We start from the raw sequence: 22316 nt of genomic DNA on the forward strand, positions 1-22316 counted from the left end.
ACCATGACCCCTACCTTCCCCATTCCCGCCGACTTCACCGGAACCATCCAGGACGCGGGCCACGGTTCCGTGGTCAGGCGCTCGGTCCTGCCGGGCGGCGTCAGGGTGCTCACGGAGTCGATGCCGGACCAGCGCTCGGTCACCATCGGATTCTGGGTGGCCGTCGGCTCCCGGGACGAGGCCGAGGGCGGATTCGGTTCCACGCATTTCCTGGAACACCTGCTGTTCAAGGGCACCCCGCAGCGCACGGCCATGGACATCGCCACGGCCTTCGACCGGGTGGGCGGCGAGTCCAATGCCTCCACGGCCAAGGAATCCACGTGTTACCACGCGCGGGTGTTGGACACCGACCTGCCCATGGCCATCGACGTCATCACGGACATGGTGACCTCGGCGCTGATCGATGCGGACGAGCTGGAGACCGAACGCGGGGTCATCCTCGAGGAGCTGGCCATGGACGCGGACGACCCGATCGACGTGGCCCACGAGGCCCTCGCGGCCCAACTGCTGGAGGGGCACCCCCTGGGGCGCCCGATCGGGGGCACACCGGAGACCATCAACGCGGTCACCCGGGACCGGGTCATGGACCACTACCGCCACTGGTACCGCCCGGACGAACTGGTGGTGACCGCGGCCGGGGGGCTGGACCATGATGACGTCTGCCGTCAGGTCCTCGAGGCCCTGGGACGCTCCGGATGGGACTTGCCCGAGGACACTGCACCAGCACCTCGGCGCAGCCATGTCTATGCCGGGGCCGGCATCGCCGAGGGCCTGCATCCGATCACCCGCCCGGTCGAACAGACGTCCGTGCTGGTGGGCGGGCGCTCGATGCACACCCTGGACCCGGGTCGATTCGCCCTGGCCCTGATGAACTCCGCCCTGGGCGGGGGGATGAGCTCGCGCCTCTTCCAGGAGATCCGCGAGAAGCGGGGGTTGGCCTACAACACCTACTCATTCAATGCCGGGTACTCTGACGCGGGATACTTCGGCCTGTACGCGGGTTGTTCACCGCTGAAGGCCACCACCGTGGCGGACCTGATGGTCGCCGAACTCGAGCGGTTGGCCGAGCACGGCCTGACCGAGGAGGAACTGGACCGCGCGCGCGGACAGCTCTCCGGGGGCACCGTGCTGGGCCTGGAGGACACGGGTTCCCGGATGTCCCGGCTGGGCCGCGCCGAGTTGGTCACGGGGGAGTTCGTGGACCTGGACGGGGCCCTCGAGCGCTTGCACGCCGTGACGGCGGACCAGGTGCGGGAGGTGGCCCAGCGCCTGGCCGCCTCCCCGCGGGCAACCGTGGTGGTGGGTCCGGAGGCCTGAGGGCTCGCTGGTTTCTTCCGGGTGTCCCCGTTCGACTCCCGGCGTGTTGGACCCGCTATCGCTTGACTCGAAGTGGTGTGTGCAACATTCTTGACGGCATCGGTCCGTCAGGGTCGAGTCGTCCTGAAGCCCGAGGGGTCGGGCGCCGCATCGTGAACAGAAGGACCGGAACGTCACCATGGATCAACTGCAAGTCGTGCTGGACAACATCGGGTCCTTCGTCTGGGGGCCTTGGTTCCTCATCCCCCTGCTCTTGGGCACCGGCCTGTACCTGACGGTCCGGCTGGGCTTCCTGCAGTTCCACAAGCTCTTCCCGGCCCTTCGGCTTGGTCTGTTCCGCCGTCGGGACGACACGGACGAGGGGGACATCTCCCAGTTCCAGGCGCTCACCACGGCTTTGGCGGCCACGGTCGGGACGGGCAACATCGTGGGCGTCGCCACGGCGATCGGCATCGGGGGGCCGGGCGCCCTGTTCTGGATGTGGGTCACGGGACTGCTTGGCATGGCATCCAAGTACTCCGAGGCCTACCTGGGTGTCCGATTCCGCACCACCGATGAGGCGGGCGACAAGTCCGGTGGCCCCCAGTACTACCTGCAGAAGGCCATCAGGGGCCCCGTCGGCAAGATTCTGGCCCTGTCCTTCGCGGTGTTCGCCTTCCTGGCGTCCTTCGGCATCGGCAACATGACCCAGGGCAATGCCATCGCGGTCAATGTGGAGGGTTCGTTCAACGTGGCCCCCTGGGTCACCGGCGTGGTCCTCACCGCATTGACCATGCTGGTGCTGCTCGGTGGCATCAAGTCGATCGGCCGGGTCACCGCCGGTCTGGTCCCGGTGATGATCGTCCTGTACGTTGCGGCAGCCATCTTCGTCCTGGCCGTGAACATCGTGGACATTCCCGCGGCCTTTGCGCTCATCTTCACGGATGCGTTCACCGGCACCGCCGCCGTGGGCGGTTTCACCGGCTCGATCCTGATCATCGCCATCCAGTACGGAGTGGCCCGTGGAATGTTCTCCAACGAGTCCGGTCTGGGTTCCGCCGCCATTGCCGCCGCGGCCGCGCAGACCTCCCATCCGGTGCGTCAGGGTTTGGTGTCCATGACGCAGACCTTCATCGACACCATCATCGTGGTGTCGTTCACGGGCCTGGTCATCATCACCACTGGAGCCTGGGAGCTCGGGGGAGATGAAGCCGGCACCATGACCGGTGAGGCCTTTGCCGCCGGCCTGCCCGGCGAATGGGGTCACCTGATCGTGACGGTGGGCCTGATCCTCTTCGCGTTCTCCACCATCCTGGGATGGTCCTACTACGGCGAACGCAACGTGGAGCGCCTGTTCGGCCAGCGCCTGGTCATGCCCTACCGCGTGCTCTTCTCCGTCGTGGTCTTCGTCGGCTGCACCGTGCCGCTGGCCCTGGTGTGGTCCTTCTCGGACATCATGAACGGTCTGATGGCGCTGCCGAACCTGATCGGCCTGCTGGCCCTGTCCGCGCTGGTCGCCCGCGAGACGAAGCACTATCTCAAGCACGATCCGAAGCTCGTGGCCACCACGGCGGAGATCGAGGCCTTCATGGTGGAGCGGCCGGGCTGGGAGGACTGGAAGTCCGGGAACGTGGTCGGCTCGTCCCGCACGCACACCGGCCGCGCGCCCGTGCAGTCCACCGAGAAGAGGGATTAGCGCATAGTCATGGCCCGGAATCCGTTCAGGATCGGGTGGCAAGCCCTTCAGCATTTCCGATACTGAGCGGAAGGTAAAGGTCTCGGCCCCGGCGAGGAATTCTTCTAAAGAAGGACTGCCGCCGGGGCCCTTTCCTGCTTACAGTGGGTCCATGACGACCCCGGTCAAGCCCGGATTGGATGGTCCGGCAGCCCAGGCATTGCTCAGCATCGGCAGGTTCTTCACCCGATGGGACGAGACCGAGGACGGCCGAGCGGTCTTCCGCGAGGGCGGCCGGGACGGCGACGCCTTCTACCGCAACCGGTGGAGCCATGACAAGGTGGTCCGCTCCACCCACGGGGTGAACTGCACGGGCTCCTGCTCCTGGAAGGTGTACGTCAAGGACGGCATCATCACCTGGGAGGCGCAGGAGACCGACTACCCGTCCGTCGGCCCGGACAGTCCCGAGTACGAGCCACGCGGCTGCCCCCGCGGGGCCGCCTTCTCCTGGTACACGTACTCGCCCACCCGGGTGCGCTACCCCTATGTCCGCGGCACCCTGTTGGAGATGTTCCGGAAGGCCAAGCGGGACCACGGCGGGGACGCGGTGCTCGCCTGGCAGTCCATCGTCGAGGATCCCGTCCGGCGCCGCGCCTACCAGCAGGCCCGCGGCAAGGGCGGCCTCGTGCGTGCCTCGTGGCAGGAGTCCATCGAGCTGTCCGCCGCCGCGCACGTGCACACCATCAAGACCTACGGTCCGGACCGCTGCTCCGGTTTCTCCCCCATCCCGGCCATGTCCATGGTCTCGCACGCGGCCGGGTCCCGGTTCATGAACCTCATCGGCGGGGTGATGAACAGCTTCTACGACTGGTACGCGGACCTTCCCGTCGCCAGCCCGCAGGTCTTCGGCGACCAGACGGACGTGCCCGAATCCGGGGACTGGTGGGACGCCACCTACCTGATGATGTGGGGCTCCAACGTCCCCGTCACCCGCACCCCGGACGCCCACTGGATGGCCGAGGTCCGCTACCGCGGCACCAAGGTGGTCTCCGTCAGCCCCGACTACGCGGACAACACCAAGTTCGCCGACGAATGGCTGCCCGCCCAGGCCGGCACGGACGCCGCCCTGGCCATGTCCCTGGGCCACGTGGTCCTCAAGGAGAACTTCGTGGACCGACGGGTGCCCTTCTTCGAGGACTACGTCACCCAGTTCACGGACCTGCCCTTCCTGGTCACCCTCGACGAGCGCGAGGACGGCACGGTGGTGCCCGGCAAGTTCCTCACGGCCGCGGACCTCGGCGGGGCCGAGGCCGAGGCGGCGGACCCGCAGTTCAAGACGGTCCTGCTGGACCGGGACGCCGGCACCCCGGTGGTGCCGCAGGGCTCGGTCGGGTTCCGGTACAACGACCGGGACGAGGGCCGCTGGAACCTGGACCTGCAGGGCGTGCGGCCCGCGGTGTCGGTGGCGGACACCACCGGGTACGACGGCGGCGCCTCCCCGGTCTGCCTGCCCGCCTTCACCGATGCGGACGGCTCCGGGTCGGTGATCCACCGGGGCGTGCCGGTCACCGTGGTCGCGGGGTGGACGGTGACCACCGTCTTCGACCTGATGCTCGCCCAGTACGGTGTCGGCCGCGAGGGCCTGCCGGGGGACTGGGCCACCGGCTACGAGGACCCGACGACCCCCTACACGCCGGCCTGGCAGGAGGACATCACCTCCGTGCCCGCCGAGGCTGCCATCCGCACCGCGCGGGAGTTCGCGAAGAACGCGGAGGAGTCCGGCGGACGGTCCATGATCATCCTCGGCGCCGGCATCTGCCAGTGGTACCACGGGGACGCCACCTACCGGGCGATCCTGGCCCTGCTGATGCTGTGCGGCTGTCAGGGCCGCAACGGCGGTGGCTGGGCACACTACGTCGGCCAGGAGAAGGCGCGGCCCATCACCGGCTGGGCCACCATGGCCGGCGCGACGGACTGGGTCCGCCCGCCGCGGTACATGATCGGCACCGCCTACTGGTACCTGCACACGGACCAGTTCCGCTCGGACGGCTACTCCTCGGACTCGCTGCAGTCCCCCCTGGCGGAGGGGCACCTGGCCGGCAAGCACACCGCGGACGTGATCGCCCAGTCCACGCGCATGGGGTGGATGCCGTTCTTCCCCCAGTTCACCCAGAACCCGCTGGACGTGGCGGATCAGGCCGCGGCCGCCGTCGAGCACGGCGAAGCCGCCACGGAGGCCGAGTGGATCGCCGCACGGCTCAAGGACGAGACCCTGCAGATGGCGGTGGAGGACCCGGACGCCGAGGCGAACTGGCCGCGCACCCTGGTGCTGTGGCGGTCCAACCTGCTGGGGTCCTCGGCCAAGGGCGAGGAGTACTTCCTCAAGCACCTGCTCGGCACGCACCACAACGTGATGGGAACGGACCACGGCGAGTCCCGGCCGCGGGAGGTGGCCTGGCACGAGCAGGCGCCGGAGGGCAAGCTGGACCTGCTGGTCTCGGCCGATTTCCGGATGACGAGTTCCACCCTGCTCTCCGACGTCGTGTTCCCCGCGGCCACCTGGTACGAGAAGCACGACCTCTCCTCCACGGACATGCATCCCTTCGTCCACGCCTTCACCCCGGCCATCACGCCTCCGTGGGAGGCCAAGACGGACTTCGAGCTGTTCCGCCTGCTGGCCGAGGAGGTCGCCCGCCAGTCCAGGACCCACCTGGGCGTCCGCCGGGACGTGGTGGCCACGGCCCTGCAGCACGACACCCCCGGGGAGATCGCCCAGCCGGGCGGCCACGCCCCCGACTGGAAGGGCACCGACCTGCCGGCGGTGCCGGGGAAGAACCTGCCGAACCTCAAGGTCGTCGAGCGGGACTTCACGGCCATCGGGGAGCAGTTCGCCGCCATCGGGCCCTTGGCGGACACCCTGGGGTTGACCACCAAGAACGTCACCTTCGACGTCACCGAGGAGGTCGACCGGCTGGGCCGGATGCACGGGGTCTTCGACTCCGGTGCCGCCGCCGGGCGGCCCGCCATCGACACGGACGCGAAGATGGCGGAGGCGATCCTGATGTTCTCCGGTGCCACCAACGGCGAGCTCGCCGTGCAGGGCTTCGAGACCCTGGAGAAGCGCACGGGCGTGCAGCTGGCCGACCTGGCCGCCGGCTCCCAGGAGAAGCGCATCTCCTTCGCCGACACCCAGGCCGCCCCGGTGCCGGTGATCACGTCTCCGGAGTGGTCGGGATCGGAGACCGGAGGACGCCGCTACGCCCCGTTCACGGTCAACATCGAGCGGCTCAAGCCCTTCCACACGCTCACCGGCCGCATGCACTTCCTGCTGGACCACGACTGGATGAAGGACATGGGGGAGATGCTGCCGACGTACCGGCCGCCCCTGGACATGCACCGGCTCTTCGGCGAACCGAAACTCGGTGAGCGCGGGGAGCTGTCCATCTCGCTGCGCTACCTCACCCCGCACAACAAGTGGTCCATCCACTCCGAATACCAGGACAACCTGTTCATGCTCTCGCTCTCCCGCGGCGGCACCAACGTCTGGATGAGCCCCCAGGACGCGGCGCTGATCGAGGTGACGGACAACGAATGGGTCGAATGCGTCAACAACAACGGCGTGTTCGTGGGACGGGCCATCGTCAGCCACCGCATGCCCGAGGGCGTGGTCTACGTGCACCACGCGCAGGAGCGGACCATCGACGTGCCGAAGTCCGAGGCCACGGGCCGGCGCGGCGGCATCCACAACTCGGTGACCCGCATCCTGGTCAAACCCACGCACATGATCGGCGGCTACGCCCACCTGTCCTGGGCGTTCAACTATCTCGGCCCCACCGGCAACCAGCGCGACATCATCTCGATGGTCCGCAAGCGCTCCCAGGAGGTTCAGTACTGATGAGGATCATGGCCCAGACCGCCATGGTGATGGCTCTCGACAAGTGCATCGGCTGCCACACCTGTTCCGTCACCTGCAAGCAGGCCTGGACCAACCGGGCCGGCACCGAGTACGTGTGGTTCAACAACGTGGAGACCCGCCCCGGGCAGGGCTATCCCCGCCGCTACGAGGACCAGGAGACCTGGAAGGGCGGCTGGGAGCTGAACAAGCGGGGCAACCTCAAGCTCAAGTCCGGCGGTCGGCTGTCCAAGATGTTCGGCCTGTTCGCCAGCCCGGTCCAGCCCAAGCTCGCGGACTACTACGAGCCCTGGACCTACGACTACCAGAACCTCATCAACGCTCCGGCCGGGGACGACTTCCCGGTGGCCAAGCCCAAGTCCCTCATCACGGGGCAGGACACCAAGATCACCTGGTCCGCCAACTGGGACGACAACCTGGGCGGCACCACGCAGATGGGCCACCTGGACCCGATCGTGGAGAAGGTGCGCCGGGAGTCCGAGGAGAAGATCAAGTTCGAGTTCGAGCAGACCTTCATGTTCTACCTGCCAAGGATCTGCGAGCACTGCCTGAACCCCTCCTGCATGGCCGCGTGCCCCTCCGGTGCCATCTACAAGCGCGAGGAGGACGGGATCGTGCTCGTGGACCAGGACCGCTGCCGCGGCTGGCGCCAGTGCGTCACCGGCTGCCCGTACAAGAAGATCTACTACAACCACAAGTCCGGCAAGGCCGAGAAATGCACCTTCTGCTACCCGCGCGTGGAGGTGGGCATCCCCACCGTGTGCGCGGAGACCTGCGTGGGCCGGCTGCGGTACATCGGCATCTTCCTGTACGACGCCGACCGAGTCGCCGAGGCCGCGTCCGTCCCCGACGAGCAGGACCTCTACGAGGCCCAGCTCGACCTGATGATGGACCCCCACGACCCGGAAGTGATCGAGGCGGCCCGGGCGGAGGGCATCCCCGAGGACTGGCTCGAGGCGGCCCGGCGCTCGCCCGTGTACAAGCTGGCCAAGGAGATGCGGGTGGCCCTGCCCCTGCACCCCGAGTACCGGACCATGCCCATGGTCTGGTACGTCCCTCCGCTGTCCCCGGTGGTGGACCTGCTCAAGGACCAGGGCCACGACGGCGAGGACGCGGACAACCTGTTCGGCGCCATCGAGTCGCTGCGCATCCCCGTCGAGTACCTCGCCGAGCTGTTCACCGCCGGGGACACGCAGCTGATCACCGGCGTGCTGCGCAGGCTCGCGGCCATGCGCTCCTACATGCGGGACATCACCCTGGGCCAGGAGGCCGACGAGTCGATCGCCGAGGCCGTCGGCATGACCGGGTCACAGGTCTACGAGATGTACCGGCTGATGGCGATCGCCAAGTACGAGGACCGCTACGTCATCCCCACCGCCCACGTGGAGGATGCCCACAACCTGGAGGAACTGGGGTGCTCCCTGGACGTGGACGGCGGCCCGGGCATGGGCCAGCTGGGCGGGCTCGGGGAGGCCTCGGGCCGGCCGGTGCCGGTGGCACAGGAGAACTTCATGGCCCTGCAGGCACGCCAGACCGCGGAGGACGCCACCGGCAACACCCAACTGGCGGGGCGCGTCAACCTGCTCAACTGGGATGGCAACGGCAGCCCCGAAGGGCTGTTCCCCGGACGGAAGGCCCGTACGGCGCGGGACATCGGCCAGCTGGAGGAACCGGACAGCCCGGCCGACGGCACCACCACGCGCAGCGGTGAGACGGCATGAGGCTGCTCGAGAGGCTCCTCGGCAAGGCCGGACCCGGCTCCCTGGATCCGGGGGAGTACCGTGACCCGGACCCGTTCCGCAGCGCCGTGGTGCGCCAGGCCGGGGCCGTGCTGCTGTCCTACCCCGACGAGCCGATGCTGGGCCGGCTGGAGCAGGTCCGCGAGGCGATCGCGGAGGTCGGGGCGGACGTCGCCCTGGTGGACCCGCTCTACGAGTGGCTCACCGCCCGGCCCCTGCACGAGGTCCAGGCAGACTACGTCCAGGAGTTCGACCTCTCCCGGCGGCACAGCCTGCACCTGACCTACTGGACGGACGGGGACACCCGCCGCCGGGGTGAGGCGCTAGCCGCCTTCAAGGAGGTCTACCGGGCGGCCGGCTGCGCGCTGGACGACGCGGAACTGCCCGACTACCTGCCGCTCGTCCTGGAATTCGCGGCCCGCGTGGACGCAGAGGCCGGCTACGACATGCTGCAGCGCTACCGGCCGTCCCTCGAACTGCTGCGACTGGCCCTGGACGAGGACGAGCTGCCCCACTACGGCCTCATCGCCCTGGTCTGTTCCACGCTGCCGGGGCCGTCCCCGAAGGACAAGGACGCCGTACAGGCCATGGCTGGCTACGGACCGCCCACCGAGACCGTCGGGTTGGACCCCTCCGACCCGCGCCTGCTGCCCTTCACTCCGGCCGGCACCGGGGGCTCGATGAACGGAGAACCGGAACATGGACGGCGCTGAGATCGGCATCTGGGACATCCTGCTGTGGGGCGTGCTGCCCTATGTGGTGCTGGCCGTGGTGATCGGCGGGACCATCTGGCGCTACCGCTATGACCAGTTCGGCTGGACCACCCGGTCCAGCCAGCTCTACGAGTCCCGGCTGCTGCGGATCGCCTCGCCCCTGTTCCACTTCGGCATCCTGGCGGTGCTGGTGGGCCACATCGTCGGGCTGATCATCCCCAAGTCCTGGACGGACACGTTCGGCGTCACCGAGGACATGTACCACGTGGGGGCCCTCGGGATCGGCGGGATCGCCGGGATCGCCACGCTGCTGGGCATCGCCATGCTGATCTGGCGGCGGCGGACCACCGGCCCGGTCTTCATGGCCACCACCGCCAATGACAAGTTCATGTACATCCTGCTGGTCGGCGCCATCCTGGCGGGCCTGGCCACCACCGTCATCTCGGTGTTCGACCACTCGGTCACGAACTACCGCGAGACCGTCTCCCCGTGGTTCCGCTCCATCTGGATCCTGCAGCCGGATGTGGCGGCCATGGCCGCGGCCGGGCTGTCCTTCAAGGTCCACGTGCTGTGGGCGCTGGCGTTGTTCATGGTCTGGCCCTTCACCCGCCTGGTGCACGCCTTCACGGCCCCGCTGCACTACTTCTTCCGCCCGTACATCGTCTACCGCTCCCGGGACGCGCGCCGGGGCGGCCAGGGGTCCACCCCGGTACGCCGCGGCTGGGACCCCATCGGCACCCCGGACCGCGAGCGCACCGGCGGACGCCGCCGCTAGGAGGAACCGTCATGGCCGCACCGACTCCGTCCGCCGCCACCGGGTCAGCGCCCGTCCCGGGCCAGACCCTCAACCTGCTGCTGGCCACGCTCGCCTCCACGGTCGGGTTCTGGGCCTGGACGATGATCGGCCCGTTGGCCTCGCGCTACTCCGAGGACATGTCGCTGGGCGCCACCCAGAACGCCGTGCTGGTGGCCATGCCGATCCTCGTCGGCTCGATCGCGCGCGTGCCGGTCGGCGTGATGACCGACCGCTACGGCGGCCGGATCATGTTCGCCGCGCTGCTCGGGGTGACCGCCCCGCTGGTGCTGGCCACCGGCCTGGTGGGGATGATGGACGCCTACGTGCCGCTGTTGATCGTGGCGTTCTTCCTCGGGATCGCCGGGGCGGTCTTCGCGATCGGCATCCCCTTCGTCTCCGCGTGGTACCCCCCGCACCGCAAGGGCTTCGCCACCGGAATCTTCGGCGCCGGCATGGTCGGCACGGCGATCTCGGCCTTCGCCACCCCCCAGCTGGCGGCCGGGATCGGCTACCTCGCGACCCACATCCTCGTCGCCGTCGTGGTGGCGGTGGTCGCCGTGCTCTGCGCGGTGTTCCTGCGCGAGGCCCCGTCCCGGACGGGGATCACTCCCACGCCGGCCCTGCCCAAACTCCGGCGGGCCTTCTCCCAGCTGGTCACGTGGCAGCTGTGCTTCCTCTACGGCGTGGTGTTCGGAGCCTTCGTGGCGTTCTCCAACTACCTGCCGACGTACCTGGGCAACATCTACGACTACGCCGCGACCGAGGCCGGCTGGCGGACGGCCGGATTCGCGGCGGCGGCCGTCGTCGCCCGGCCTCTCGGCGGCATCCTGGCCGACCGGATCGGCCCCCGCACCGTCACCCTGACCTCCTTCGCCGGCGCCGCCGTCCTCGCCGTCGTCGTCGCCCTGCAACCGGGGCAGGAGCGGGTCTTCGGCCCGGTGTTCCTGATCATGGCGCTGTTCCTGGGGCTGGGCACCGGCGGGGTGTTCGCCTGGGTCGGGCGGGCGGCCGACCCGCGGGACGTGGGCACGATCGGGGGCATCATCGCCGCTGCCGGCGGTCTGGGCGGCTACTTCCCGCCGCTGGTCATGGGGGCCACGTACAACGAGGAGCACAACAGCTACTTCGTGGGACTGATGCTGCTGGCCGCCTTCGCCGTGGTGGCGCTGCTGCTGACCTTCACCGTGCGCAACGGCGGGCGGGTGGATGAACGGGCGGGCGCGCAGGGCCCGGCCGCGACGGACCGGGCCAGCACCTAAACTGGAGGGCATGACTTCGCCTGAGCCCGGTACGGGCACCCACCCCGGCACCAGCACCGATCCGATCCGCGTGGCCGTCCTCGGCGCCGGCGGCAAGATGGGCCGCCACGCCGTCCGGGCCGTGACGGACGCCCCGGACCTGGAGCTGGTGGCCGAGCTCGGCTCCGCCGACTCGTTGCAGAAGGTGCTCGACGCCGGCGCGAGCCACCTGCTGGACCTCACGGTCCCGCAGATCTCCCCTGAGAACGTCGCCTTCGCCGTGCAGAACGGACTGCACGCCGTGGTGGGGACCTCCGGCTGGTCTGCCGAGCGGCGGACGCGGCTGCGGGAGCAGCTGGCGGACCACCCACAGGTGGGGGTGCTGATCGCCCCCAACTTCTCGCTCGGCTCGGTCCTGGCCAGCGCGTTCGCCGCGGCGGCCGCGAGGCACTTCCCCTCGGTGGAGATCATCGAGATGCACCACCCGGACAAGGTGGACGCCCCGTCCGGCACCGCCGTGCGCACCGCGGGACTGATCGCGGACGCCCGGTCCGAGGCCGGCGTCGGGCCTTCCCCGGACGCGACCACCCACGATCCGGACGGTGCCCGCGGGGCCCTGGTGGACGGCGTCCGGGTGCACGCGGTGCGGCTGCGTGGGCTGGAGGCCCATCAGGAGGTCCTGCTGGGCGGCCCGGGGGAGCAGCTCGTGTTCAGGCACGATGCCTTCGACCGGGGCGCCTACATGCCCGGCGTGCTGCTGGGGCTGCGGACCGTGGCCTCCCGCCCCGGGCTGGCCTACGGACTCGACGCCTACCTGGACCTCGGCTGAAGCGGGGGACGGCACCGATGAGAAGCAAGATCGGGGTGGCCGCGATCGTGGCCCTCATGCTGCTGTTTGCCGTGCTGGCGGTCGGCTCCGCCATCGCCTTCCTGCAGGCACCCCAGACCGTCGCGAAGATCCTCGGCGTGGCCGTGCTGGGCGTGGTGGTCGTGGGGCTGTGGACCCTGTGGCGCGAGCTGCGCTTCGGGATGGCCATGCAGCGGATGGGACGCACCCTGGCGGTCGAGGGCGGCCTGCCGGCGGATGACCTGCCGCGATCACCGGCCGGCCGGATCGACCGCGCCGCCGCGGACGCCCAGTTCGCCCTCTTCCGCGACGAAGCCGAGGCGGCGCCGGGGGACTGGCGCTCCTGGTACCGGCTCTCGCTCGGCTATGACGCCTCCGGAGACCGTTCCCGGGCCCGCAAGGCCATGCGGGACGCGGTGCGGCTCTACGCGGCGGGCCCCACCACGTGAGCGGTCGTCCCGGGTACCTGTGGTGGCGGGCCGACGCGCGCGAGTACGGTGTGTGGAGCGTCACCACGTGACAGGCGGCCCTGGGAGGGACCATGGAGCACACCATCACCCTGCGGATCGACGGGGCCGAGCACGTGCTGTCCGTCGACACCCGCACCCGAGGAGACCGCGGTGTCCATGATGGCGGAGGTTATCTCCGCCCGGAGCCGTGGGGCGAACCGGCCGCTGAACCAGCTCAGCGGCCCGATCCACCACTGACCCCACCACTAACTCGACCACGGGACCCCACTGCCCGTCAGGGCCGTGGTCCGGCCAGCGTGCCAGACACCCGGGACAGGACCGACTCCAGCGGGCCGCGCCAGCCGAAGCCGCGGAAGAGGGTCCCCGCCAGCAGGCATCCCACCCAGTAGGCGATGAGCAGGCCGGTGCGCGGCCAGGCCGCGGTGGCCGACTCGAAGACGTCCAGGGCCACGAGGTGCCCCGCGTACAGCGTCAGCGGCAGGGCCCCGGCTCCGATCAGCGGCATCAGCGGCCAGACCAGCACCCCGCGTGCCACCTGGGTGGCCAGCAGGCACACCCCCAGCACCATGGCCGAGGTGCCGCACGTCAGGACCAGGTCCAGGGGAGCCCCGGAGTGTGGCGTGGCCAGGGTGAACCACACCGGCAGATGCTGGACCTGTTCGGTGGACAGGCTGGCGCCGGTCAGCAGCTCGGCCTCCAGGCCCCGCGTTCCGGCGCCCGTCCCGGTGGCCAGGGTCTCGGCGACCCCGGGCAGGGACTGCAGGCCGCGGGAGAGCAGGAACGCCAGCGCGGCCACGGCGGCGCCGCCGGCCGCCAGGAGTCCGGCCACTCGGAGTCGGTCCAGCCGCAGCCGGCCCAGGAACAGGCCGAACAGCACGTACCCCAGCCACTGGAGCACCGGATAGTAGCCGGTGAACAGCAGGTCCCAGGCCAGCAGCCCGGGGCGGGCGAACAGGTCCATCAGCGTGGGATTGGACCACAGCCGCCAGCCGTCCACGTACTCGGTCCTGCCGACGGCCGACTGCAGGGCCGCGGACACCAGGCTGGCCACCACGGGGGAGAGGAGGATCCAGCCGGCCGCCCAGGCGGCCAGCGCCCGGGCCCCCAGGTGCAGGAAGGGCAGGGCCGCCAGGAACAGCAGGGCATAGTGGGCCAGGATCACGGCCACGTTCATGTCCAGGAAACCGCAGGCGAGTCCGAGGATGAAGATCAGCACCGACCGCACGGCGACCCGCCGCCGGTCCCACGCCAGGTGCTGGCCCCGGTGGGGCGCCGTGCGGGATCCGGCACCGCCGGTCAGCAGCGCCAGTCCCACACCGGCCAGGGTGGCGAACAGGGCCGAGGACTTGCCGGCGAACACGAGCCCGACGACGGTCGGTTCGGTCCCGTGGGCGGTCACAAGGCCCGCGAGATGGGTGGCGATCATGCCCAGCAGGGCCAGTCCTCGGGCCGCGTCCACCCCAGGGATGCGGCGTTTCACCGGCGGGGTCTGTGCCATGGGCCACTCCTTGCTCGCCGACGTGCGCGGGATCCGTACCGCAGGCCATTCTCGCAGGTAGTCTGGCCCCATGATCGAGACCCCTGCCGCGCGCCCCGAGACCACCTTCGGCACCGTCATCCCCGCCATGGTGACGCCGTTCGCCCAGGACGGCAGCCTGGACCTGGATGCGGCCCAGAAGCTCGCCAACCACCTCGTGGACGAGGGAGCGGACGGGCTGGTGATCACCGGCACCACCGGCGAGACCTCGACCCTGCTGGACGAGGAGAACATCGCGATGTTCGAGGCCGTCGTGGAGGCCGTGGGTGGCCGGGCCAAGGTCATCGCCGGGACGGGCATGAATGACACGGGGCACTCGATGCACCTCTCCCAGCTGGCAGCGAAGACCGGGGTGGACGGTCTGCTGTTGGTCACCCCGTACTACAACAAGCCCAATCAGGCCGGCATCCGTGCCCACTTCGAGACCATCGCCTCCGCCACGGACCTGCCCGTGATGCTCTATGACATCCCGGGGCGTTCGGTGATGCCCATCAACCCGGACACCCTCATCGCCCTGGCGGAGCACCCGAACATCGTGGGACTCAAGGACGCCAAGGGGGACTTCCAGTCCACCACCCTCGTGGCTGCCCAGACGGACCTGGAGATCTACTCCGGTGAGGACTCCCTGACCATGCCGCTGATGACGCTGGGCGCCGTGGGCGTGGTCTCGGTGACCGCCCACGTGGCCACCAGGCTGTACCGGCAGCTCGTGGACGCCATGAACGCCGGTGACCTGGCCACGGCGCGGGAGCTGCACTTCCGGCTGGACCCGTACCAGCGGGCCGTGATGACGCACATCCAGGGGGCCGTCTCCTCCAAGCTCATCCTGAACTGGCAGGGCCTCCTGCCCTCCCCGGAGGTCCGGCTGCCCCTGGTCCAGGCCACCGAGGACGAGCAGACCATCATCCGGGCGGACCTCGCTGAGGCCGGACTGACCTTCTAGCCCACCCTCCTCCGAAGGGACGAACCCATGGCCTCAGGGACCCGACTGTCCACACCTCCCGCGCTGCGGCCCGGCACCTGCCGGATCGTGCCCCTCGGGGGTCTGGGCGAGGTGGGGCGCAACATGACCGTCTTCGAGATGGACGGCAAGATCCTCATCGTGGACTGCGGGGTGCTCTTCCCCGAGGAGATCCAGCCGGGCGTCGACCTGATCCTGCCGGACTTCGGCTACCTCGAGGACCGCCTGGACGACGTGGTCGGCCTGGTGCTGACCCACGGCCATGAGGACCATATCGGTGCGGTGCCGTATCTGCTGCGCCAGCGGCCGGACATTCCGCTGATCGGCTCCACCCTGACCCTGGCGCTGATCGAGGCCAAGTTGGAGGAACACCGGATCCGGCCACTGACCCTCGCGGTGAGAGAGGGGGACACCGAGCACCTCGGCCCGTTCGAGTGCGAGTTCGTGGCCGTCAACCACTCCATCCCGGATGCCCTCGCTGTGGCGGTCAAGACGTCGGCCGGCACCATCCTGCACACGGGCGACTTCAAGATGGACCAGCTGCCCCTGGACGGTCGCATCACGGACCTACGGGCCTTCGCCCGGTTGGGTGAGGAGGGCGTGGACCTGTTCCTCACGGACTCCACCAACGCCGAGGTCCCCGGTTTCACCACCACGGAGAAGGAGATCGGCCCGGTCCTGGAGTCGCTCATGGCCCGGGCCCGAAAACGCGTGATCGTGGCCTCCTTCGCCTCCCACGTGCACCGCATCCAACAGGTGCTGGACGCGGCGCACTCCCACGGCCGCAAGGTCTGCTTCGTGGGACGCTCCATGGTCCGCAACATGGGGATCGCCGCCAAGCTGGGCTATCTGGATGTTCCCGAGGGCATCCTGGTGGACCTCAAGCAGGTGGACCAGCTGCCGGACCACCAGGTGGTGCTGATGTGCACCGGTTCGCAGGGCGAGCCCATGGCAGCGCTGTCCCGCATGGCGAACGGCGACCACCGGGTCCAGCTGGACGCCGGCGACCTCGTCATCCTGGCCTCCTCCCTCATCCCCGGCAACGAGACCTCCGTGTTCCGCGTGGTCAACGGCCTGATGAAGCTCGGCGCGGACGTGGTGCACAAGGGGATGGCCAAGGTCCACGTCTCCGGCCACGCATCCGAGGGCGAGCTGCTGTACTGCTACAACATCGTCAGGCCCACCCACGTGATGCCCGTCCATGGCGAGACCCGGCACCTGATCGCCAACGGCCGGATCGCCGAGGCCACCGGGGTTCCCCGGGAGAACGTGCTGCTCGCCGAGGACGGCTCCGTGGTGGACCTGACCGGCGGGGTGGCCCGCGTGGTCGGCCAGGTGGAGTGCGGCCTCGTCTACGTGGACGGCTCCTCGATCGGCGCAATCACCGACACCGACCTCAAGGACCGCCGCGTGCTGGGGGAGGAGGGCTTCATCTCCATCATCTCCGTGGTGAACCGCCAGACCGGCATGATCGTCTCCGGCCCGGAGATCCACGCCCGTGGCGTGGCGGAGGACGAGTCCGTGTTCGACGAGGTCAAGCCGAAGATCGCCCGCGCCCTGCAGGAGGCGGTGCAGTCCAACGCCGACCACACCACGCACCAGTTGCAGCAGGTGGTCCGGCGGGTCATCGGGACCTGGGTCAACCGCACCCTGCGCCGCCGCCCCATGATCGTCCCGGTGGTCCTGGAGGCCTGAACCGCGGCCGTTCCGGGCTGGGCGCCCTCCCGCCAACCTGTGTTGATCCCGGCCCGCACGGCCGCCGGACGGTACCCTACGGAACATGGCGACCCGTACTTCCCCGACGCGTTCGCAGTCCACTCGCTCCTCGAGTTCCGCCGCCCGCAAGGGCCCGGCGCCGAAGTCCGGGACGGCGACTGCGCGCAAACGCACCGCGCCCGAATCCCCGCCCGAGCCGCAGGGCAACCTGTTCGTGCGCGCGTTGCGCGGGTTCTGGATGGCGCTGGCCACGCCCGTCGCCGCCGGGGTGCGCAAGGTCGGCCCCGATGCGCGGATCGAACCCGAGGACCGGCGGGACGGCACGGGGTTCTTTCTCGTGGTCCTCGCCCTGGTCATCGGCTCCGTGGAGTGGTGGGGCCTGCGCGGTGCGCCGGGCTACGGCACCGTGATCCACCAGGTGGCCGCCGGCACGCTCGGCTGGGCCGCCCTGGTGTTCCCCGCAGTGCTGCTGGTGGTGGCCGTGCGCTACTTCCGCACGCCCCAGGAGCACCGGGACAACGGCCGGATCTCCATCGGCCTGCTGACCATGACGGTCGGCACGGCCGGGATCGCCCACCTCGTGGCCGGTCTGCCCACCGTCGCCGAGTCCTTCGATCACCTCCTGTCCGGCGGCGGGATCGTGGGCTACCTCGCCACCACCCCGCTGGCCTCCCTGCTCACGCCCTGGCCGGTCTGGGCCCTGATGGTGGTCCTGCTGCTCTTCGGCCTGTTGGTGATCACGGCCACGCCCGTGGGGAAGATCCCGCAGCGCCTGCGGGACGCCTATGCCTGGCTCACCGGTCAGCCCGACGGCGGCGCGGTCACCGGGCGCTCCGGACGCACCGGCCGCTCGGTGCAGTCGGACGGGGAGGGCGACGAACACGACCAGTCCTACCTGACCGAGCACGACCGTCAGCAGAAGGCGGCGAAGAGGAAGCGCAAGGGCATTCGGCTCTTCGGCCGTGATGAGGACCGGCCCACCGAGGCCCTGGACCGAGACGGCGAGCCCATCACCGCAGCAGAGGCCTACGAGACCGCCGTGATCGACGACGTGGACCAGCAGGGGAAGCAACAGGACGCCGCCGCGGCTCCGGCCGTGCCCCCCGGCGTCCGGCGCCCGACCGCGGGGGAACTGGCCATCGCCCGAGCGAAACAGGGCGGTGGGCAGGCAGGCGAGCGGTCCGGCGTCGGGCCCGATGCGGACCAGCAGTCCCAGCCGTCCCCACCGGACCCAGCGGTCCAGTCCGCCGAGAACGGCGCGGGACCGGCCACCGAGCCGATCGGCACCGTCCCGCCGGCCGCAGTTCCGGCCGCACCGGTCGCCCGGCCGGCCGAGCTGCCGCCGATGCCCGCCCGCTCAGAACAGCTGCACCTCGGCGGGGACATCACCTACACCCTGCCCGAGTCCTCACTGCTGCCCGCCGGACCCCCGCACAAGGACCGGACCGAGGCCAATGACGCCGTGGTGGCCGCTCTGACCTCGACCATGCAGCAGTTCAAGGTGGACGCCGAGGTCACCGGCTTCTCCCGCGGCCCGACCGTCACCCGCTATGAGATCGAGCTGGCCCCGGGCACCAAGGTGGAGAAGGTCACCGCGCTGTCCAAGAACATCTCCTACGCCGTGGCGTCCTCGGATGTGCGCATCCTCTCGCCCATCCCGGGCAAGTCCGCCATCGGCATCGAGATCCCGAACGCGGACAAGGAGGTCGTGGCACTCGGGGACGTGCTGCGCTCCAACGCTGCCCGCAAGACCGACCACCCCATGGTGATGGGCGTCGGCAAGGACGTGGAGGGCGGCTTCGTGATGGCCAATCTCGCCAAGATGCCGCACATGCTCGTGGCCGGTGCCACCGGTGCGGGCAAGTCCTCCTTCGTGAACTCGATGATCACCTCGATCCTGATGCGGTCCACCCCGGACGAGGTCCGCATGGTCATGGTGGATCCCAAGCGCGTGGAGCTCACGGCCTATGAGGGCGTCCCGCACCTGGTCACGCCGATCATCACGAGCCCGAAGAAGGCCGCCGAGGCCCTGCAATGGGTCGTGAAGGAGATGGACACCCGCTACGACGACCTGGCGGCCTTCGGCTACAAGCACGTGGACGACTTCAACAAGGCCATCCGCGCCGGCAAGGTGAATCTGCCTCCGGACTCCAAGCGCGTCCTCAAGCCCTATCCGTACCTGCTGGTGATCGTGGACGAGTTGGCGGACCTCATGATGGTCGCTCCCCGGGACGTGGAGGACGCGATCGTGCGCATCACCCAGTTGGCACGCGCCGCCGGCATCCACCTCGTCCTGGCCACCCAGCGGCCCTCCGTGGACGTGGTGACGGGCCTGATCAAGGCCAACGTGCCCTCCAGGATGGCCTTCGCCACCTCCTCCGTCACCGACTCCCGGGTGGTCCTGGACCAGCCGGGAGCCGAGAAGCTGCTCGGCCAGGGCGACGCCCTGTTCCTGCCGATGGGCAAGTCCAAGCCCATGCGCGTGCAGGGAGCCTGGGTCAACGAGTCCGAGATCCACGCCGTGGTGGAGCACGTCAAGACCCAGATGACAGCCCAGTACCGCGAGGACGTGGTGCCGGAGAAGACCGAGAAGGTCATCGATGAGGACATCGGCGATGACATGGACCTGCTGCTGCAGGCCACCGAGCTCGTGGTGACCACCCAGTTCGGCTCCACCTCCATGCTCCAGCGCAAGCTGCGCGTCGGCTTCGCCAAGGCCGGCCGGCTGATGGACCTGATGGAGTCTCGCGGCGTGGTGGGGCCCTCAGAGGGGTCCAAGGCCCGCGACGTGATGGTCAAGCCGGATGACCTGCCCGCGCTGCTCGCCACGATCCGCGGCGACACCCCGCCGGCATCGGCACCGAGCGAGGACGCCCCGGAGGCCTACGCCGAGGAGGTGGTGCACGCCGACCGCCTGGCCGACCACGCGGCGCCCCCGATTCCCCCTGCGGGGCAGGCTCCCTCTGACCAGGAACTCGTGCGCAACTCCCTGCCGGACGAGGAGGGGAACGGTGGTTATGGCCGCGACCTGGTGGCAGAGGACCTGGCCGGGCGGCCCGAGGCCGAACAGTGGTATGACGGGGACGATGAAGACGGCTCCGAGGATGCCTGGAGCCTCACCGGCCGGTAAGCGGCCGTAGACTGCCGCCATGAGCGCCGCCACGAGTGAGAACTGGAACCTGCCGAACGTCCTGACGGGACTCAGGATCATCATGGTCCCGTTCTTCATCTGGGCGCTCGTGGCCGGTGGCACCCTCGGGGAGGAGTCGTTGGGGCTGCGCTGGACGGCCTTCGCCCTGTTCGCCGTGGCCATCTACACGGACAAGCTGGACGGTGACATCGCCCGGGCTCGCGGTCTGGTCACCAGCTTCGGCAAGATCGCCGACCCCATCGCGGACAAGCTGCTCACCGGCTCCGCCTTCGTGGTGCTCTCGATCCTGGGGGAGTTGTGGTGGTGGGTGACCGCCCTGATCCTGGTGCGCGAGTGGGGCATCACCCTGATGCGCTTCCTGGTGCTGAAGTACGGCGTGATGCCGGCCTCGAGGGGCGGCAAGCTCAAGACGGTGCTCCAGGCCGCCGCCCTGCTGGCCATGTTGGCCCCGTTGGGCGCCCTGGTCGGCGACTGGTGGCTCTATGTCGGGTTCACACTCATGGCCGCCGCCCTCGCGGTGACCCTGGTCACCGGGATCGACTACGTGGTCAAGGCCGTCACGCTGCGCCGATCGGTCGGGACGGGCGAGCCGAGCCGTGATTGAGCCGGGTGGGCCCGAGGAGTGGCCGGCGGCGGTGGTGCACGGTCTGATCGGCAGGGGGCTCACGCTGGCCACCGCCGAGTCCCTGACGGCGGGTCTGCTCGCGGCCACCCTGGCCGAGGTGCCCGGGGCCTCAGGGACCCTGCAGGGCGGGGTGATCGCCTATCAGAACCACGTCAAGCAGAACCTGCTGGGCGTGGACGCGGACCTGCTGGCGCGCCACGGAGCGGTGCACCCCGAGGTGGCCCGTCAGATGGCCGAGGGCGCACGGCGGGCGACCGGTGCAGACGTCGGGCTCTCGACCACCGGCGTGGCCGGGCCCGCGCCCCATCAGGGCCAGCCGGTGGGCACGGTGTACGTGGGCGTTGCCGGTCTGGGCCGGGAGGCGGGGGAGCCCGCTGAGGTCGAAGTCCTCCGGTTGTCCGTGGACGGGGACCGGGAGGCGATCCGACGCGGCACCGTCCAACAGGCACTCCTCGCGGTGCTGGGCCACTGGGCATGACAGTTGCGTTACGGATCTCCCCGGAGCCACGAGGGCACTTGCCGTGGGGGCCACGGTCTTCGGTAAGCTGGCAAACAACTGGGTAACCGCCGTCAGGGTGCCGTACCGGGAACAAAATCCGGGGCGGGCTTGGTTGTACACACCAGTTGGCCCGAACGGCCATTCTCAGGACCCACTCAGGAGAAGACAGTAGACATGATGAAGCATCCGGTCACCGTCAACGGCATCACCCGTTGGATGGAGACCGGTGAACACGTTCCCACCGACTCCCACGAGACCAAGGAGCACGCCGTGCCAGTCCTCCGCCAGGAAATCGGAGACGTTCTGCGGGACGTCCGCCAGCGCCAGCGCCGCACACTCCGCGAGGTCTCCCACCATGCCCGCGTGTCCCTCGGTTACCTGTCCGAGGTCGAGAGGGGGCAGAAGGAGGCGTCCTCGGAGCTGCTCTCCTCGATCTGCGGCGCCCTGAACGTCCCCATGTCCCTCATGCTCCGCGAGGTCTCGGACCGCATCGCCCTGCAGGAGGGCGTGCACATCCCGGACACCGTTCCGGCGGACCTGGAGAGCTCCTTCGCCGCGGAGGAACTCTCCACCCGCATCCCGGACGAGGTCCCGGACGACTTCGGACAGCTCGCCGGCAGCCACTGAACGATCATCACCGGTACGGCACGGGCCGCAGACCACACGGTCTGCGGCCCGAGTGCTGTGCGTACCCAGGCAGGAGGATGGAAGGATGGCCCTCATGAAGATCAGTGATTTCCGGCGTCTCATGGACGAGGAGTTCGGGCCTGCCAACGCAGGGGTCATCGAATCCTCCCTCGTGCTGCCGACGCTGCTGGTCACCGCCGAGCAGGCTCTGGAGGCCGGCGAGAACCCCAAGCGCGTGTGGCTCGATGTCTGCGACCTGCAGGGTGTTCCGGAGTCGCGACGACTCGGCCGGGACATCCCCGTGAAGGACACGCCGTAGACCACCTCTTCGAAAACATCTTCGAACCGCTGTAGGCTCCTCCACAGGACATCCTTCCGGGGCGGAACCCGGGCCTGTCATCCACAGCATGAGCGGCGAACCGCTAACACGTCCGGCGCGTGACGTAGGTTCGTCTCGACAGCATCCGGGCAGGCCCGCAAGCCGCCCACCACCAGCACACCTAGGGGTGAATC

General features: G+C 69.6%; 17 protein-coding genes. 16 read left to right on the top strand and 1 reads right to left on the bottom strand.

Going from position 1 to position 22316, the window contains the following annotated elements; translation table 11 throughout:
- Positions 1–3 precede the first annotated feature (3 nt).
- From IMT31_RS13810 to IMT31_RS13850, 9 genes are all read left to right on the top strand, one after another.
- Positions 4–1317: a M16 family metallopeptidase gene (locus IMT31_RS13810; protein WP_413543134.1), complete on the top strand. Its 1314-nt coding sequence runs from the start codon at positions 4–6 to the stop codon at positions 1315–1317.
- A 178-nt stretch (positions 1318–1495) separates the two neighbouring features.
- Positions 1496–2992 (top strand): alanine/glycine:cation symporter family protein, encoded by a 1497-nt coding sequence (locus IMT31_RS13815; protein ID WP_413543135.1) that lies wholly within the window; start codon positions 1496–1498, stop codon positions 2990–2992.
- 151 nt (positions 2993–3143) lie between these two features.
- Positions 3144–6866: a nitrate reductase subunit alpha gene (locus IMT31_RS13820; RefSeq protein WP_413543136.1), complete on the top strand. Its 3723-nt coding sequence runs from the start codon at positions 3144–3146 to the stop codon at positions 6864–6866.
- Entirely contained in the window at positions 6866–8605 is a 1740-nt protein-coding gene (gene narH / locus IMT31_RS13825; RefSeq protein WP_413543137.1) for a nitrate reductase subunit beta, read from the top strand. Before IMT31_RS13820 ends, narH begins: the two co-directional genes overlap by 1 nt.
- Positions 8602–9336 carry a nitrate reductase molybdenum cofactor assembly chaperone gene (narJ, locus tag IMT31_RS13830; protein ID WP_413543138.1) on the top strand — a complete coding sequence of 245 codons (735 nt, stop codon included), beginning with the start codon at positions 8602–8604 and terminating at the stop codon, positions 9334–9336. Before narH ends, narJ begins: the two co-directional genes overlap by 4 nt.
- Positions 9323–10111, top strand: coding sequence for a respiratory nitrate reductase subunit gamma (gene narI / locus IMT31_RS13835; protein WP_413543139.1), 789 nt, complete (start codon positions 9323–9325; stop codon positions 10109–10111). Before narJ ends, narI begins: the two co-directional genes overlap by 14 nt.
- An 11-nt stretch (positions 10112–10122) precedes the next feature.
- Positions 10123–11391: an MFS transporter gene (locus IMT31_RS13840; protein ID WP_413543140.1), complete on the top strand. Its 1269-nt coding sequence runs from the start codon at positions 10123–10125 to the stop codon at positions 11389–11391.
- Positions 11392–11401: 10 nt separating this feature from the next.
- Positions 11402–12199 (top strand): 4-hydroxy-tetrahydrodipicolinate reductase, encoded by a 798-nt coding sequence (gene dapB / locus IMT31_RS13845; protein ID WP_413543141.1) that lies wholly within the window; start codon positions 11402–11404, stop codon positions 12197–12199.
- A 17-nt stretch (positions 12200–12216) separates the two neighbouring features.
- Positions 12217–12666: a hypothetical protein gene (locus IMT31_RS13850; protein ID WP_413543142.1), complete on the top strand. Its 450-nt coding sequence runs from the start codon at positions 12217–12219 to the stop codon at positions 12664–12666.
- Positions 12667–12961: 295 nt separating this feature from the next.
- Here the strand turns inward: IMT31_RS13850 and IMT31_RS13855 are convergent, their stop codons facing one another.
- Positions 12962–14185, bottom strand: coding sequence for a heparan-alpha-glucosaminide N-acetyltransferase domain-containing protein (locus IMT31_RS13855; RefSeq protein WP_413543143.1), 1224 nt, complete (start codon positions 14183–14185; stop codon positions 12962–12964).
- A 70-nt stretch (positions 14186–14255) separates the two neighbouring features.
- On the opposite strand from IMT31_RS13855, the gene dapA reads away from it, so the two are divergent.
- From dapA to IMT31_RS13890, 7 genes are all read left to right on the top strand, one after another.
- Positions 14256–15167 (top strand): 4-hydroxy-tetrahydrodipicolinate synthase, encoded by a 912-nt coding sequence (gene dapA, locus IMT31_RS13860; RefSeq protein ID WP_345358232.1) that lies wholly within the window; start codon positions 14256–14258, stop codon positions 15165–15167.
- A gap of 27 nt (positions 15168–15194) precedes the next feature.
- The gene (locus IMT31_RS13865; protein ID WP_345358235.1) at positions 15195–16880 is read left to right on the top strand and encodes a ribonuclease J; all 1686 of its coding nucleotides are present in this window, start codon (positions 15195–15197) and stop codon (positions 16878–16880) included.
- 85 nt (positions 16881–16965) lie between these two features.
- Positions 16966–20031, top strand: coding sequence for a DNA translocase FtsK 4TM domain-containing protein (locus tag IMT31_RS13870; protein WP_413543144.1), 3066 nt, complete (start codon positions 16966–16968; stop codon positions 20029–20031).
- Positions 20032–20050: 19 nt separating this feature from the next.
- Positions 20051–20656, top strand: a complete 606-nt coding sequence (locus tag IMT31_RS13875; RefSeq protein ID WP_345358241.1) for a CDP-alcohol phosphatidyltransferase family protein — start codon at positions 20051–20053, stop codon at positions 20654–20656.
- Positions 20652–21155, top strand: a complete 504-nt coding sequence (locus IMT31_RS13880) for a nicotinamide-nucleotide amidohydrolase family protein (RefSeq protein ID WP_345358377.1) — start codon at positions 20652–20654, stop codon at positions 21153–21155. The genes IMT31_RS13875 and IMT31_RS13880 overlap by 5 nt, the downstream gene beginning before the upstream one ends.
- Positions 21156–21350: 195 nt before the next feature.
- Positions 21351–21803: a helix-turn-helix transcriptional regulator gene (locus IMT31_RS13885; RefSeq protein ID WP_345358244.1), complete on the top strand. Its 453-nt coding sequence runs from the start codon at positions 21351–21353 to the stop codon at positions 21801–21803.
- A gap of 94 nt (positions 21804–21897) precedes the next feature.
- Positions 21898–22122 (top strand): DUF3046 domain-containing protein, encoded by a 225-nt coding sequence (locus tag IMT31_RS13890; protein WP_345358247.1) that lies wholly within the window; start codon positions 21898–21900, stop codon positions 22120–22122.
- Positions 22123–22316 lie beyond the last annotated feature (194 nt).

Source organism: Citricoccus nitrophenolicus (assembly GCF_047305825.1).
Classification (GTDB): domain Bacteria; phylum Actinomycetota; class Actinomycetes; order Actinomycetales; family Micrococcaceae; genus Citricoccus; species Citricoccus nitrophenolicus.

Coding starts and splice junctions, on each gene's coding strand:
- IMT31_RS13810 (WP_413543134.1), top strand. CDS start 4: ATGACCCCTACCTTCCCCATTCCCGCCGACTTCACCGGAACCATCCAG.
- IMT31_RS13815 (WP_413543135.1), top strand. CDS start 1,496: ATGGATCAACTGCAAGTCGTGCTGGACAACATCGGGTCCTTCGTCTGG.
- IMT31_RS13820 (WP_413543136.1), top strand. CDS start 3,144: ATGACGACCCCGGTCAAGCCCGGATTGGATGGTCCGGCAGCCCAGGCA.
- narH (WP_413543137.1), top strand. CDS start 6,866: ATGAGGATCATGGCCCAGACCGCCATGGTGATGGCTCTCGACAAGTGC.
- narJ (WP_413543138.1), top strand. CDS start 8,602: ATGAGGCTGCTCGAGAGGCTCCTCGGCAAGGCCGGACCCGGCTCCCTG.
- narI (WP_413543139.1), top strand. CDS start 9,323: ATGGACGGCGCTGAGATCGGCATCTGGGACATCCTGCTGTGGGGCGTG.
- IMT31_RS13840 (WP_413543140.1), top strand. CDS start 10,123: ATGGCCGCACCGACTCCGTCCGCCGCCACCGGGTCAGCGCCCGTCCCG.
- dapB (WP_413543141.1), top strand. CDS start 11,402: ATGACTTCGCCTGAGCCCGGTACGGGCACCCACCCCGGCACCAGCACC.
- IMT31_RS13850 (WP_413543142.1), top strand. CDS start 12,217: ATGAGAAGCAAGATCGGGGTGGCCGCGATCGTGGCCCTCATGCTGCTG.
- IMT31_RS13855 (WP_413543143.1), bottom strand. CDS start 14,185: ATGGCACAGACCCCGCCGGTGAAACGCCGCATCCCTGGGGTGGACGCG.
- dapA (WP_345358232.1), top strand. CDS start 14,256: ATGATCGAGACCCCTGCCGCGCGCCCCGAGACCACCTTCGGCACCGTC.
- IMT31_RS13865 (WP_345358235.1), top strand. CDS start 15,195: ATGGCCTCAGGGACCCGACTGTCCACACCTCCCGCGCTGCGGCCCGGC.
- IMT31_RS13870 (WP_413543144.1), top strand. CDS start 16,966: ATGGCGACCCGTACTTCCCCGACGCGTTCGCAGTCCACTCGCTCCTCG.
- IMT31_RS13875 (WP_345358241.1), top strand. CDS start 20,051: ATGAGCGCCGCCACGAGTGAGAACTGGAACCTGCCGAACGTCCTGACG.
- IMT31_RS13885 (WP_345358244.1), top strand. CDS start 21,351: ATGATGAAGCATCCGGTCACCGTCAACGGCATCACCCGTTGGATGGAG.
- IMT31_RS13890 (WP_345358247.1), top strand. CDS start 21,898: ATGAAGATCAGTGATTTCCGGCGTCTCATGGACGAGGAGTTCGGGCCT.